The organism is Enterococcus sp. 3C7_DIV0644, from assembly GCF_002141235.1.
In the GTDB taxonomy this organism is placed as follows: domain Bacteria; phylum Bacillota; class Bacilli; order Lactobacillales; family Enterococcaceae; genus Enterococcus_D; species Enterococcus_D entomosocium.
Genome location: NZ_NGLK01000001.1, coordinates 1,858,056 through 1,872,331, shown reverse-complemented (window position 1 = coordinate 1,872,331; position 14,276 = coordinate 1,858,056). Strand labels below are relative to the sequence as shown.

The following is a 14,276-nucleotide window of genomic DNA, read 5'->3' as shown; positions in this document are numbered from 1 at the left end:
TGATAAAGATGTATGATCTTGGGGATATTGTCGAAATGAAAAAACCGCATGCCTGCAAAGCCAATCGTTGGGAAATCATCCGCATGGGGGCAGACATCAAAATAAAGTGTACGAATTGCGGCCACATCGTCATGATGACGCGCCGAGAATTTGATAAAAAGATGAAGAAAATCCTAGAAAAAAAAGAGAAAGAGTGAAGTGAAGCATGGCGTTAACTGCCGGAATCGTTGGATTGCCAAATGTGGGCAAATCTACTTTATTTAATGCAATAACCAAAGCAGGAGCAGAAGCCGCAAACTACCCGTTTGCGACGATCGATCCGAATGTAGGAATGGTGGAAGTGCCAGATTGGCGCTTACAGCGTTTAACAGAATTAGTCCATCCGAAAAAGACGGTCCCAACCACCTTTGAATTTACGGATATTGCCGGAATCGTCCGCGGTGCCAGCAAAGGGGAAGGATTAGGGAACCAATTTTTGAGCCATATCCGCCAAGTGGATGCGATCTGTCATGTCGTTCGTTGTTTCGACGATGACAACATCACCCACGTGGAAGGCCGCGTGGACCCATTAGCTGATATCGACACCATCAATTTGGAGTTGGTTTTAGCGGATTTAGAATCCGTCAACAAGCGCTATACTCGGGTCGCAAAAATTGCCAAAACCAAAGACAAAGATGCAGTTGCGGAACTGGCCGTTCTTGATAAGATCAAACCGGTCTTAGAAGAAGGGATCTCTGCTCGTTCGATCGAATTTACAGATGAAGAACAGCGCATCGTCAAAAGTTTGTTTTTACTAACGACCAAACCAGTCTTATACGTTGCCAACGTAGCAGAAGAAGACGTGGCAGACTATGAAATCAATGACTATGTCAACAAAGTGAAAGAATTTGCAGCAAGCGAAAATGCGGAAGTGATCGTCATCAGTGCTCGTGCTGAAGAAGAGATCGCTGAGCTGGAAGAAGAAGACAAAGCAGAGTTTTTAGAAGCATTAGGAATTGAAGAATCAGGGTTGGATCAATTGATTCGTGCCGCCTATGATTTGCTGGGTCTAGCAACGTACTTTACCGCTGGTGAACAAGAAGTGCGTGCGTGGACGTTCCGTAAAGGCATCAAAGCACCGCAAGCAGCGGGGATCATCCATACGGACTTTGAGCGCGGCTTTATTCGTGCGGAAACTGTTTCCTTTGAAGATCTGAACCAATACGGCACGATGCAAGCGGCCAAAGAAGCCGGTCGGGTACGTTTGGAAGGAAAAGATTATGTCGTGCAAGATGGCGACGTGATGTTGTTCCGTTTTAACGTATAAAGGGCTTTCTTCCCAGTGAATTTGTGGTAAAATGTCCATTGTGAAGAAAACGCAGAAGGGAGAATCAATTCATGGAACCAGAAACTCTGCGAAATTATGTTTCCGAAAATCGTGAATTAGAACAACAATTAACAAAACGAAACCAACAATATATATTTGATTTAAAAAAATCGCTAGAGGCAGCCAACCTTTCTGAAGAAGAAAAAACGATTGCCTTGCATGAGATGCTGCCGGTCTTAGTCAAAGAACAAAAAGGCGGCAAAACGGCCCGCCAATTATTTGGTACAGTGTCTGAACGTACCGAAGCCATCATCAACAAACCCGTTGAGCAAAAAGAATCCGGCCCCTTCTTGATGTGGTTGGATAACACCTTGCTGATTTTAGGGATTTTTGGGTTGATGCTAGGGGTTATGGGAATCTTTACTAGAGGACAAGCACAACCTTATGGCTTATTGACCCTCTTCTTGATGGCGATGCTTGCTGGTTGGGTCTTCTACTTGATGTACAAATACATGTATCAATATGAACGCCCGGGTGCTGATAAGAGCAAACGGCCGAAGATGTGGAAGATCATTTTGATTTTAGTCGCAGCCTTCATGCTATGGATCGTTGTGATCTCGCTTTCTGCGATGATCCAACCACCATTGAATCCACAAGTGGACCCTGTGATCGAAGCCTTGATCGGGGCAGTGGCATTAGCAGCGAAGTACTACTTGAAACGCAAATACAATATCATCAGCAGTCTGTCTGTTCCTAGAGGCTGATGGCTACACGTTGATCGTGCGCCTTCTTTTGTTAAAAAAGACCGCACGATCAGCGTGTTTTTTTAGAAAAAATGGCGAATTATGAGATTTGACCAAAGGTTTGAAGAGGATTATTAAGAAAGCTTTCCGAATGGTTGACTTATGAAAAAATCTTTGCTATTTTTTTTAAAATACCTAAAAACTTTAAGGAGTGGTTACAAAAATGTCCAACTGGGAAACCAAATTTGTAAAAAAAGGGTTAACGTTTGATGATGTCTTATTGATTCCGGCAGAAAGTCACGTCTTGCCAAATGACGTGGATATGAAAGTGCAGCTTGCCCCGAATATTACACTAAATATTCCAATCATAAGTGCCAGTATGGATACCGTAACTGATAGTAAAATGGCGATCTCAATGGCGCGTCAAGGCGGACTTGGCGTGATTCACAAAAACATGAGTATCGCCGCGCAAGCAGATGAAGTGCGCAAAGTAAAACGTTCTGAAAGCGGCGTGATCATCGATCCGTTTTTCTTAACACCAAGTCACTTAGTTGCTGATGCAGAACATTTGATGAGCAAGTACCGCATCAGCGGGGTACCGATCGTAGAAACGATGGAAAACCGCAAATTAGTCGGTATCATCACGAACCGCGACATGCGTTTTGTCACGGATTATACGATGCCGATCAATGATGTGATGACCAAAGACCAATTGATCACAGCACCTGTCGGTACTTCGTTGAAAGACGCGGAAAAAATCTTACAACAACACAAGATCGAAAAATTACCGATCGTTGATGAAGCAGGGATCTTAAGCGGGTTGATCACTATCAAAGATATTGAAAAAGTAATCGAATTCCCGAATGCAGCCAAAGACACGCATGGACGCCTATTAGTGGCAGCGGCAGTCGGCGTTACTAGCGATACCTTTGAACGAGCACAAGCATTATTGGATGCAGGCGTGGACGCGATCGTCATTGATACTGCCCATGGACACAGTGCGGGTGTTTTACGCAAAATCTCTGAAATTCGCGCGCATTTCCCAGAAGCGACATTGATTGCTGGAAATGTTGCCACTGCAGAAGGCACGAAAGCATTGTATGATGCTGGTGTCGATGTCGTAAAAGTCGGGATCGGTCCAGGATCGATCTGTACTACTCGGGTGGTAGCCGGTGTCGGAGTTCCTCAATTGACAGCGATCTATGATGCAGCCTCTGTGGCACGTCAATATGGCAAAGCAATCATTGCCGATGGTGGGATCAAGTACTCCGGCGATATCGTCAAAGCTTTAGCAGCTGGCGGACATGCTGTAATGCTCGGTAGCATGTTGGCAGGAACTGACGAATCACCAGGTGAATTTGAAATCTATCAAGGCCGTCGCTTCAAAACGTACCGCGGAATGGGTTCATTGGGGGCAATGGAAAAAGGCTCCAGCGACCGTTACTTCCAAGGGGGCGTAAATGAAGCCAACAAATTGGTTCCAGAAGGCATTGAAGGACGTGTCGCTTATAAAGGCAGCGTTTCTGATATCATCTTCCAAATGATCGGCGGGTTGAAATCAGGGATGGGTTATGTCGGTGCCGGCAATCTGCAGCAATTACGTGATGAAGCACAATTCATCCAAATGAGCGGCAACGGACTAAAAGAATCACATCCCCACGATGTTCAAATCACGAAAGAAGCACCAAACTACTCCGTAAAATCATAAAATGTTTCACGTGAAAACCAACGCCCCCTCTGTTCAAAAGTGGACAGTGGGGGCGTTTGGTTCTAAAAAAGGGTGCCGATCTTGCCAAAATGGCTGAGATCGGCACCCTTTTCTCTAAAATCGCTGCTGGATGATCAGCAAATCGCTTTAGCAGTAACTTATTCGTTTGATTTCAACGCATCGATCATATTGACATGAGTCAGTTTCACATGGGTGACGTACATCACGATGATCGTAAAGAGAATCGTCATGCCACCGGCTAAAGCATAAGCCGGCCAATTGATCACTAATGGAAAGACCATGTTCTCCATCGAAGCTTGGATCAAAATAAAGTCAGTCAAGAAGTAACCTACCACGTAACCTGCGAGAATCCCAAATAACGTAAAGACGATATTTTCTCGTACGATGTACATAGTCACTTCCTTATTGTAAAACCCTAATACTTTGATAGTAGAAAGCTCGCGAATCCGCTCGGAAACATTGATGTTGGTCAAGTTATACAAGACGACAAAGGCTAATGCCCCTGATAATACAACTAAGATCAAGACAATGGCGTTCAAGTTACCCATCGAATCATCCTGCATTTTGATCTGAGTGGAAAGGAACGTCGTGTTTTTGACTTTGTCGGTATCTAACAAGGCTGTTGATAAAGCTTCCTCTTGTTTTTTCGTCATCGTCTTGCTTTTGACTAAGAACGCATTTGGTTCAAAGGTACTATTGGTGATTTCTTCATAAACGGTCGGCGACAGATAAAGAGAATTGCCTAAATAATTTTCTGCGATGCCACTAATAGGTACTTCATAGGCTTCTTGATCGCTGGTATAGAAGGTCAATGTATCGCCAACGTGCAAATCATATAATTCTGCGTACTTCATAGTCAGCACGGCACCCTCTGTTAATGACAGCTTCTGTCCTGCCGTCGTTTTCAAATGGACATAGTCTGCAAAAGCATCCTGATCTGCCGGAACCATCAAGGTCAGACTTTGTTTTCCTTGGTTAGTCGGTCGAATCTCGATCGTTTCATTGTAGACTAGCATCGAATGGGTCACAAGAGGCTCGTCTGTTAAAACCGTTTCAGCGGCAGCAACGGTTTCTTCCTTCGCATCATTTAAGGTCACGACGGCTTGATAATCCGTAATGGGCCCAAATTGTTTTGCAGTCACGGCACTTAGAGAATCTTTCAACCCAACGCCTGCCACCATCAGTCCCGTACAACCGGCGATGCCAATGATTGCCATGATCATTCGCGATTTGTAGCGGAAGATGTTACGGAAGCTGACTTTTTGATTGAAGCTTAAACGGGACCATAAGGGGGTAATTACTTCTAATAAAATCCGTTTCCCGGGCTTTGGTGCGCGAACTTGCAGCAGCTGGGCAGGTTTTTCCCGCAATTCTTTGATCAGAACAAACAGACAGGCACCAAGCGTCGCCAGTAAAAAGGCGATTGCGGCCAAAATAATTGGCGACCAGACATAATAGACGCGAATCCCGTCTAAAAGATACCGTTCGCTGGATAGGAAATAGATCAAACGCGGCAACAGTTCGGTTCCTAATACGGCACCACTAATAATGCCAATGGCCGAAGAAAGGAGGGCATAAATCAAATATTTAAGGGAGATCTCGACTTTGCCATAGCCCATCGCTTTTAAGGTACCGATCTCTTTGCGGTTTTCTTCTACCATCCGCGTCAGTGTCGTAAAGGTGATCAACGCAGCGATAAAGAAGAAGAAGACAGGAAACACATTGGCGATCGCTGCGATACGATCAGACAGCCCACCATATTCTTGGAAACCGGGATTGTCTTTGCGTTGGTTGTAAAGATACGTCGGCTCTGCCAAGTCTTCGATCTCTGCCCGTTTTTCTGCCAGTGTTTGTTGGGCATCGGTTAGTTCTTGTTGCTGTTCATCTAATTGGTCTTGCTGCTGTGTCAATTCTGCTTCTCCAGCCGCCAATTGGCCTTCGAGGGCTGCTTGTTGTACGGGCGGCAGCTGTGCCAAGGCGGCTTGCTGTTGTTCTAGTTCCGCTTTGGCCTGATCCAGTTGGGCTTGTCCATCAGCTAACTGTTTTTGTCCATCGCGGACTTCTTTTTCTGCAGGGGCTAATTCATCAAAAGCGTCTTGTTGAATTTCTGCTAAGCGTTCCTTAGGACGGTCCGCAAACAGTTCCTCAATCGTTTCTTGATGGGCTGCCATCTTGTCGGTGTACGTATCGGAGTATGTTTCAAGCCCGGCGACATCATCAAAGGCGAGATAGAGGATCGATTTGACCTCCATCGTGAACTGTTCTTCCGGTACATAAGCAAAGTACGTCACGACACCGCTGCCGACATTTGCATAGCCCCGTTCGGCAGCACTGATATAAATGGGAGAAGTGGCAAACCCAACGATCGTATACTCTTTGTCCGACAGATTATCGGCATCATCGATCGTAAAAGTATCACCTATTTGCCAGCCATAATTTTTTGCTTCGGTGTCCAGCACGATTTCATCGGCTTTTTCTGGCAGTCGGCCGTCCTTCACCAGTAACTGGTTGAGTTCCTGTGAGGGGTCATAGGAGGTCACTTGCACGACTTCATCTGAATTGGCAGCGTAATAAAATTGATAGGCGGCTTCTGTGTGAGCACCGCTTTTTTCCGCGGCATCAATGTCGTCCTTCGTCAATCCCAGTGTTGAAGTGACTTGCAGATCTGCTAATTGCTGGCCGTTGACATATTCACTCGCGGAATGGTTCAGGATCGGGCCGGTCGATTTGACACCGACAAAGAGAAACGTTCCTAAAAAAATGATCAAGGTGATTGCGATAAAGCGGCCTTTTGATTGGCGAATCTCTCGCAAACTTGCTTTAAGATAGGTCTTATTTTTCATCAGATCCTCCTACCAAACGATTTCATCGATCGAGATGGGATGAGGATTCTCTTCAATGGAACGGACAGTGGCATCGTTGATATGGATCACCCGATCGGCGATCGGGGCAATGGCGCTATTATGGGTGATGATCAACACCGTATTGCCATTTTTCCGGCTAGCGTTTTGCAAAAGCTTCAACACTTGTTTTCCTGTTTCAAAGTCCAAAGCACCAGTCGGTTCATCGCATAGCAGCAGTTTCGGGTTCTTGGCTAACGCCCGAGCGATCGATACCCGCTGCTGTTCCCCACCAGAAAGCTGAGAAGGAAAGTTGTTTTTGCGGTTTTCTAACCCGACTTGGGCCAAGACTTCATCAGGATCGAGTGCATTCGGTGAGACTTCAGTAGCCAATTCAATGTTTTCTTTTGCTGTCAGATTTGGGACCAAATTATAAAACTGGAAGACAAACCCAACGTCTGTGCGGCGGTATTCTGTTAATTGTTTGTCGTTAAACTTCGCGATATCGACATTGTCGATAATGATTTCTCCTTCATCTGGCGAGTCCATCCCGCCTAAGATATTCAAAACGGTCGATTTTCCGGCACCACTAGGTCCAAGAATCACCACTAATTCGCCTTCTTCAATGGCAAAGGAAAGATCATTATTGGCAGTGATAGTGGTTTCGCCCATCTGATAGCGTTTATATTCATTCTTTACTTCAACATAACTCATTAATAAAGCCTCCATTTTTTAAACACGTGTTGATTTAATCACATGGTGTTAGTATACTAAGAAAGAAAAGTAAGAGCAATCCTCAATGCTTGCTTATTTGTCATTAAATAGACAAATATTGATTAAATGTACAGAGAAAAGGGGAAACGATATGGTAGGGACTGTCGGGAACCGTCGAACGATCTACTCGAAAAAAGTGATCCGGCGCGCCTTTCAGGAGTTATTGTTGGAAAAAGAGTATCGCAAAATCACGATCAAAGAGATTGCGGAACGAGCAGATATCAATCGGGGAACATTTTATAAATATTATAAGGACACAGCCGCTTTGTTGGAGGAGATCGAAGGGGAGCTCGTTGAGCAGATCGCATCGAACTTGCAGCAGGAAAATTTGTCATTGGATCTTTGGCTGGAAAAACTATTGACGATTTTGTATGAGAATCCTAGTACCACCCATTTGATTTTGTTGAACAACAGCCATTTGCTGAATCTTTTGTTGTCAGAAATCAAACCGGAGACCTTGAAACGATTTGCCCAATACTTTCAAGATGCTTCCGAGGAAGAATTGGAACTGTGCCTTAGCTTTTTTGTCTGCGGGTCTATCGGTTTGATCGAACGCTGGCTCAAAGATTTTTCAACGATGCCGCCAAAAGCTGTCGCTGATCTATTGATTCAAATTTTTGTGACTAATGTGTATGAAGAAAAGAAGGGCTAAAAAAGAGGGAATGATCCAATAACCAAAAAGGAACGCAGCAAGAGACAATTTGCTGCGTTCCTTTTTCTCTTAATCAACGAGGCGTTCATCGTTCATCCCAAAGTATTGATGCAACGGTTTTTGCCGTGCTTCTAATAATTGATCGACGGTCACGAATTCGTAGCCTTCGTTTTTGAGTGTTTTAATGACTCCCGGTACGGCTTTCACAGATTTCGGGTGGATATCATGGATCAAGATCATGGCACCATTAAAGACATTTTGTTGAACCAAGGCATTGATTTTCTTCGGATCCTTCAATTTCCAGTCTTGAGAATCGATGTCCCATTGAATGATCGGCATGCCGATGGTTTCTGCGCTTTGTTTGTCGATAGCGCCATAAGGTGGCCGTAAATTCCTAGGTAGTAAACCCGTCGCATTGTAAATGGCTTTATTGGTTTTCGTAACTTCTGCCTGCAAATCTTCCGCTGAAAGAGTATTCAGCTGCGGATGAGAGTAAGAATGACTGGCGATCTCGTGCCCGGCTTCTTGGACTTTTTTGGCAGCTTGTGGATATTGCTCAACCATTTGTCCCAGCATAAAGAAGGTCGCTTTGACGTCATTTTCTTGTAAGATGTTCAAAAGATCCATAGTGGAGGTACTGTTGGGTCCATCATCAAAGGTCAATGCCACGTATTTTTTATTGGGGTCAAGACTTGGCAAGGCATTGTTGAGTTGGTCAGCAGCCACGAGATCAGGATCAATGAATGGGGCGATCTCGCTGTAAGACAGGGTGATTTCTGTCGCTTCCGTCTGATTTTTTGGCAATTCGATGGTCAGCTTTTCCGGATCATAAGTAAATTTCGAATCGAAGGTGATCCGCTCCATGGCCAAGACGGCATCGATGATTTTGGCGGGTTCCTTGGCTTGATCCAGCAGTTTCTGCTGAATGACTTGTTGAATACCTAATAAGCTGCCTTCATCAGGAACAAGTTCTTTCAAAGACAATTCGGTTTGCGTCTTCTCTGATACGAAGATCGGTGCATCTGTTAAACGATCAGCATCTTCAAAACGACCGGTTTCTCGATTCCATACATAGCTGTCGGCTTTTAATGAATAGGTAGAGACTTTTGCAGCTACCGTTTGTGCTTGGATACGGGCAACGGTGACGACTTCTTTTTCCGTTTGTTTTTTGCGCAATGACTCAGCGGCTTTTGTCAACCGGTCTTTGATATCTTTGATGGGAAACGTATCGAGGTCTTGCGGGCGGTAGATCAGTTCTTTGTTTGCTCCTTCTGAGAGCACTTCAGGCGTTGTTTTTAACCCATTTTGGCTTTGTTCTGCTTGGATTGATGCCAGTAATTTCTCTGCAGCTGCCTCATATTTTGCTTTGGCCGCAACTTCTTGTTGGTGCAAGGTGTAAAGAACCGAGCCAGCCGTTGCGATCAAAACGATCAATAATAAGGCAAATAAGGAAAAAATTGCTTTCCGATACGGCTTCTTTCTCGAGGGTGGTCCTTTCGGTCTTTCTTCAGCTGATGCTGTTCGTTTTTGATTATTGTTTGGTTTCTTGTGCAAGTCACTCCGACGGGCATAGGTCTTTCGTTCGGGCATTGGTGAAGCTCCCTTCATTCCATCCTAAATTATGCCCACGTTACCATAAGTCACAGGCACTTTCAACGATCATGCCCGGTTTCTGATAGAGGATTAAAAAGACAAAGGGATTTTTCTAATTATTCGCTTAAAAATTACAGCCTTGTTGCGTTGTTTCTCTTGCAAGAAGTGATCAAAGTGGTTAGGGGGATGGAAACCACTATAGGCTACGTGAACAAGAAAACCCCTAGGCAACAGCTCACGCGGTGTGACTGTTCTCTAGGGGTTGCTACTGAGGTTACTAAGGCTTAGGCTTTTTCAATTTTTGTCAGTCCGCCCATATAAGGAACCAGAACTTCTGGTACCGTTACACTGCCGTCTTCGTTTTGATAATTTTCAAGCACTGCGGCTACCGTTCGACCGACAGCCAAACCAGAGCCGTTTAGTGTATGCATGTAGTGAATCTTGCCCTCTTGATCACGGTAACGGATCATGGCACGACGTGCTTGGAAGTCTTCACAGTTTGAGCAAGAGCTGATCTCACGATACATCTCTTGGGCAGGGATCCATACTTCTAAATCATAGGTCTTCGCTGCAGAAAAGCCCATATCTCCTGTACACAAGCTAAGCACACGGTAAGGTAAATTGAGTTTTTGCAAAATATCTTCGGCATTAGCCGTCATTTTCTCTAATTCTTCATAAGAATGTTCTGCATCACTGAATTTCACCATTTCGACTTTATTGAATTGGTGCAAGCGAATCAAACCGCGAGTGTCACGGCCAGCGCTGCCGGCTTCTGAACGAAATGATGGGCTCAAGGCAGTGAAGTATGCAGGGAGCTGTTCTTGTTCTAAGATCTCCCCTTGATAGTAGTTGGTCAAAGGTACTTCCGCAGTCGGGATCAAAGTCAAATCAGTGTCTGCCAATTGGAAAACATCTTCTTTAAACTTCGGAAATTGCCCAGTACCGAACATTGCTTGGCTGTTGACGATATACGGGGTGATCATCTCCGTATACCCATGCTCATAAACATGCTGATCCAACATGAAGTTGTATAAGGCACGTTCCAAACGAGCACCTAAGCCTTTGTAGTAAACAAAACGGCTACCAGAAACTTTGGCACCTCGCTCAAAGTCGAGAATCCCCAAGTCTTCTGCGATCTCCCAATGGGGTTTTGGTTCAAAGGCAAAGGTTTTTGGGTCTGCCCAACGGCGGACTTCTACATTGTCATCTTCATCTTTGCCCACCGGAACAGAATCATTGGGCAAGTTCGGCAACGTCGTGGCGATCTCTTTGATGTCTTCATCAATTTGAGCGATCTCTTCATCCAATTGCTTGATTTGGCTGCCGACTTCTTTCATTTGGGCAATTTTATCTGCCGCATCTTCTTTCGCCCGTTTCAAGGCGGCGATCTCACCAGAAACCTCATTACGCAATTTCTTGCGCTCTTCCGTTTGGACTAAGAGTTCTCGGCGACGCTCATCAAGTGTTAAAAAGCGGTCCAACACTTCTTTTTGGACACCTCGTGTTGCGAGTTTGCTTTGTACTTCAGCAAAATTTTGGCGAATCATTTTTACATCTAACATAGTGATACATCCTCCTTTGATTTTTCCATAGAAAAAAGGCCATTCCAATCCCGTATTGCTTGGGACGAAATGACCATTCGCGGTGCCACCCAAGTTCAGCTTGCGCTGCCCTTGCTGCTCGTATCGTGAGCCAACGATTTTTCTTTCGAAAAATACACGTTAAAGAACTGGATTCTATTTTTTCCAACACTGATTTTCACCAACCATCAGCTCTCTATACAGATGAAAAAAATATACTAGGTTCTGTGCCTTGATTATTTTCTCTAGCATACCCAAAAAATGTTGGGTCGTCAACCATAGGTTTGTGTGTTGGATAAGTTGTTGCGTTTCAACGGGAGATGGATAATAAAGGACGTCCATTCCGGCGTTGACTTGGCATAGATATAGCCGCCATGTAAGGCGACGATGCTTTGAGCGATCGCTAGACCTAAGCCAGTTCCTCCTGTTTCTTGAGAGCGGGATTCTTCCACTCGGTAGAAACGATCGAATAGAGAATCAAGGGCTTGCTTAGGGATCATTTGCCCATTGTTTTTGACTGTTAAGATCGCTTCGGTCCCGACTTTCTCGACTTCCATGCGGATCTTATCGGCGCCTTTGCCGTATTTCAAGGCATTCGAAAGCAAGTTATTGAAGACCCGCACCAGTTTTTCGGTATCGCCATCCATCTCGATGTGTTCCGGACGGGTGTATGTTTCAATCTTGATGCCTTTCCGACTAGCTTCTAATTCAAAGTCCGCCGCCAATTGTTCCACTAGCTGGGCCATGTCAAATTCCATCACATTGATTGGGACGCTAGGCTGGCGCACTTTTGTGTATTCAAACAAATCATCGACAAGGGATTTCATTTGCTTGGCTTTGACATACGCCGTATGGGTATATTTCAGCAATTCTTCTTCTGAATGGTATTGTCGATCTTCAATTAGACCTAAATAGCCGATGATCGAAGTCAACGGTGTTCGAATGTCATGACTGACATTGGTAATCAGCTCATCTTTGGATTGCTCGATCCGCCGTTCATCTTCAATCGCCGCCACCGTACTGTCGACTAAGCCATTGATATTAGAAACGATCCGACTTAAATCGCCCCGTAACTCGAAGGGGATGCGATGATCGTAATTGCCTTCCGCAATAAAATGAAGCTCGCTGATAATGTGACGTAGCTGCATTTGATGGTAGCGACGAATCAAACGCCAATATAAGACGATCACATCTAATAGGAAGAACATCGGTAGAATGAAGTTGCGCCCACTGCGGAAGATATCTGTATTAAAGGCAGATGTGAAAGCATTCTTCGATGCGTAGATGGCATCAACTAAATCTGGTGAATTTTCAACGATTGAGGTCAAGATGACCAAAATAGCGATATTTAATAGAAGTAAAAGAACAATCGTTACAATTCCTTCGGCAAATAACTCACTGATTTCCTTTGAGGTCAGCGTGATCCGTTTCTTTTTTTCGATTGGTGTGTTGCGCTTTTTTTCAGTTGGTTTACTTCGCATCTATTTTGTAGCCGACCCCCCATACTGTTTGGATGACTTTTTCACCATCCGTGGCTTCTTCAATCTTATCTCGTAAGTGACTGACATGGACCATAACTGTTTTGGCAGAAACGACACTTTCTTGTTTCCAAACTCGTTCAAAAATCTCATCGGCGCTAAAGACACGGTTCGGATGCGATGCCAGCAAGTAGAGGATACCGAATTCTAATGCAGTCAATTGAATTTCGTTGCCATCGACGGTTTTTACTTCATGGGAATCGCGATTGATAATAAGGGAGCTTACTTCTAGAATCTCTGGTTGATTTGAAGCAGCCTGCATCTTGGTTCTTCTCAATAGCGATTTTACCCGGGCCATAACTTCTAATGGGTTGAAAGGTTTTGTGACATAATCATCCGCACCGGCGACCAATCCACGAATCTTATCCATATCGGTTGTTTTAGCGGTCAGCATAATAATAGGGATTTGGGATTCTTTTCTCAATTCTTTCACGACTTGCATGCCATCCATTTCTGGCATCATGATATCTAAGATCAATAGTTCGATATCAGAAGTGGTGCGGATCTTGGTCAGTGCTTCTTTTCCATCATATGCTTTGACCGATTCATAACCTTCATTGTGTAAATAAATGCTTAATAGTTCTACGATCTCTTTGTCATCATCTGCTACAAGTATTTTCATACTGGGTCCTCCTAGGAACAATATTCTTTTCTCCATTTTAGCAAATATTCCACAAAATAGATAAAATCATACTTAAATTTATAAGAATGATAGGAATTAAGAAAACACAAAAAGGAAAAAGACGAACGATAGGCAAATAATAACGGAAAAATTCCTTAAAAAAGGCGGAAATCACGGACTAAAAATCACGAATCATCTTTGGAAACGGAGTAACTAGAAACGTTGGTCTATCAATCATTTTATGGTTGACGAATAGCGCAAGTCTTGGTATATTATTACATGTGCCAAATGACTAAACGAATTCGTAAAAAGAATTTAAAAAAGTGGTTGACGCACAGCTCGACAGATGATATTATAACGAAGTCGCAATTTTAAAATAGTTAATCGATGTTGATACATCAACAAAATTAATTAAAAAAAGTTGTTGACAAATAACAAATCATTTGTTATTCTAATGAAGTCGCTGAGACAGCCGCTGCGAAGTTGAAAAACAACGAGCGAAAAAAACTTTTAAAAAAGAGTTGACAATCAAACGTCGCTCTGATATGATATAAAAGTTGCTAACACAGCACTGTAGACCTTTGAAAACTGAACAAAGCAAGCAAACGAACCAATGTGTAGGACGTTTCAATTTATTGAAACAAATACATGCAAGCAATAGCTAGCAAAGTTAATTTTTATGAGCTTAATGACCGTATGGTCATTCAAACAAATCATTATGAGAGTTTGATCCTGGCTCAGGACGAACGCTGGCGGCGTGCCTAATACATGCAAGTCGAACGCTTTTTCTTTCACCGGAGCTTGCTCCACCGAAAGAAAAAGAGTGGCGAACGGGTGAGTAACACGTGGGTAACCTGCCCATCAGAAGGGGATAACACTTGGAAACAGGTGCTAATACC

At 44.0% G+C, this 14,276-nt stretch carries 11 protein-coding genes; 5 read left to right on the top strand and 6 right to left on the bottom strand.

All coding sequences use genetic code 11. From position 1 onward, the window contains the following. The first annotated feature begins 8 nt into the window (after positions 1-8). From A5877_RS08825 to guaB, 4 genes are all read left to right on the top strand, one after another. Positions 9-197, top strand: a complete 189-nt coding sequence (locus A5877_RS08825; RefSeq protein WP_005226253.1) for a DUF951 domain-containing protein — start codon at positions 9-11, stop codon at positions 195-197. 8 nt (positions 198-205) lie between these two features. Next, on the top strand, positions 206-1,306 hold the full coding sequence (ychF, locus tag A5877_RS08820) for a redox-regulated ATPase YchF (protein WP_086316715.1): 1,101 nt from the start codon (positions 206-208) through the stop codon (positions 1,304-1,306). 71 nt (positions 1,307-1,377) lie between these two features. Further along, complete coding sequence (locus tag A5877_RS08815) at positions 1,378-2,070, top strand: DUF1129 domain-containing protein (protein WP_005226251.1); 693 nt, start codon at positions 1,378-1,380, stop codon at positions 2,068-2,070. A 202-nt stretch (positions 2,071-2,272) separates the two neighbouring features. Next, the gene (gene guaB / locus A5877_RS08810) at positions 2,273-3,757 is read left to right on the top strand and encodes an IMP dehydrogenase (RefSeq protein ID WP_005226250.1); all 1,485 of its coding nucleotides are present in this window, start codon (positions 2,273-2,275) and stop codon (positions 3,755-3,757) included. A 158-nt stretch (positions 3,758-3,915) separates the two neighbouring features. Here guaB and A5877_RS08805 read toward each other — a convergent pair whose 3' ends face one another. Continuing rightward, positions 3,916-6,621 (bottom strand): FtsX-like permease family protein, encoded by a 2,706-nt coding sequence (locus A5877_RS08805; RefSeq protein WP_086316714.1) that lies wholly within the window; start codon positions 6,619-6,621, stop codon positions 3,916-3,918. 9 nt (positions 6,622-6,630) lie between these two features. Beyond that, positions 6,631-7,332, bottom strand: coding sequence for an ABC transporter ATP-binding protein (locus tag A5877_RS08800; RefSeq protein ID WP_008376960.1), 702 nt, complete (start codon positions 7,330-7,332; stop codon positions 6,631-6,633). An 85-nt stretch (positions 7,333-7,417) separates the two neighbouring features. Between A5877_RS08800 and A5877_RS08795 the strand changes: the two genes are divergently transcribed. After that, complete coding sequence (locus A5877_RS08795; protein WP_005232942.1) at positions 7,418-8,044, top strand: TetR/AcrR family transcriptional regulator; 627 nt, start codon at positions 7,418-7,420, stop codon at positions 8,042-8,044. A gap of 69 nt (positions 8,045-8,113) precedes the next feature. Here A5877_RS08795 and A5877_RS08790 read toward each other — a convergent pair whose 3' ends face one another. The 4 genes from A5877_RS08790 to A5877_RS08775 form a co-directional block, all read right to left on the bottom strand. Then, entirely contained in the window at positions 8,114-9,634 is a 1,521-nt protein-coding gene (locus A5877_RS08790; protein ID WP_086316713.1) for a polysaccharide deacetylase family protein, read from the bottom strand. Between the two features lie 287 nt (positions 9,635-9,921). Beyond that, positions 9,922-11,199, bottom strand: a complete 1,278-nt coding sequence (gene serS, locus A5877_RS08785; RefSeq protein ID WP_005232944.1) for a serine--tRNA ligase — start codon at positions 11,197-11,199, stop codon at positions 9,922-9,924. A 290-nt stretch (positions 11,200-11,489) separates the two neighbouring features. Next, positions 11,490-12,698 (bottom strand): cell wall metabolism sensor histidine kinase WalK, encoded by a 1,209-nt coding sequence (locus A5877_RS08780; protein WP_005232945.1) that lies wholly within the window; start codon positions 12,696-12,698, stop codon positions 11,490-11,492. Continuing rightward, a complete protein-coding gene (locus A5877_RS08775; RefSeq protein WP_008376963.1) occupies positions 12,688-13,377 on the bottom strand; it encodes a response regulator transcription factor in 690 nt (229 codons plus the stop codon). Before A5877_RS08775 ends, A5877_RS08780 begins: the two co-directional genes overlap by 11 nt. Between the last annotated feature and the right edge of the window lie 899 nt (positions 13,378-14,276).

Excerpts from the sequence above, each read along its gene's own strand:
- A5877_RS08795 (WP_005232942.1), top strand. The coding sequence starts at position 7,418 with ATGCTTGCTTATTTGTCATTAAATAGACAAATATTGATTAAATGTACA.
- A5877_RS08815 (WP_005226251.1), top strand. The coding sequence starts at position 1,378 with ATGGAACCAGAAACTCTGCGAAATTATGTTTCCGAAAATCGTGAATTA.
- A5877_RS08775 (WP_008376963.1), bottom strand. The coding sequence starts at position 13,377 with ATGAAAATACTTGTAGCAGATGATGACAAAGAGATCGTAGAACTATTA.
- ychF (WP_086316715.1), top strand. The coding sequence starts at position 206 with ATGGCGTTAACTGCCGGAATCGTTGGATTGCCAAATGTGGGCAAATCT.
- A5877_RS08800 (WP_008376960.1), bottom strand. The coding sequence starts at position 7,332 with ATGAGTTATGTTGAAGTAAAGAATGAATATAAACGCTATCAGATGGGC.
- guaB (WP_005226250.1), top strand. The coding sequence starts at position 2,273 with ATGTCCAACTGGGAAACCAAATTTGTAAAAAAAGGGTTAACGTTTGAT.
- A5877_RS08790 (WP_086316713.1), bottom strand. The coding sequence starts at position 9,634 with ATGCCCGAACGAAAGACCTATGCCCGTCGGAGTGACTTGCACAAGAAA.
- A5877_RS08805 (WP_086316714.1), bottom strand. The coding sequence starts at position 6,621 with ATGAAAAATAAGACCTATCTTAAAGCAAGTTTGCGAGAGATTCGCCAA.
- A5877_RS08780 (WP_005232945.1), bottom strand. The coding sequence starts at position 12,698 with ATGCGAAGTAAACCAACTGAAAAAAAGCGCAACACACCAATCGAAAAA.
- serS (WP_005232944.1), bottom strand. The coding sequence starts at position 11,199 with ATGTTAGATGTAAAAATGATTCGCCAAAATTTTGCTGAAGTACAAAGC.
- A5877_RS08825 (WP_005226253.1), top strand. The coding sequence starts at position 9 with ATGTATGATCTTGGGGATATTGTCGAAATGAAAAAACCGCATGCCTGC.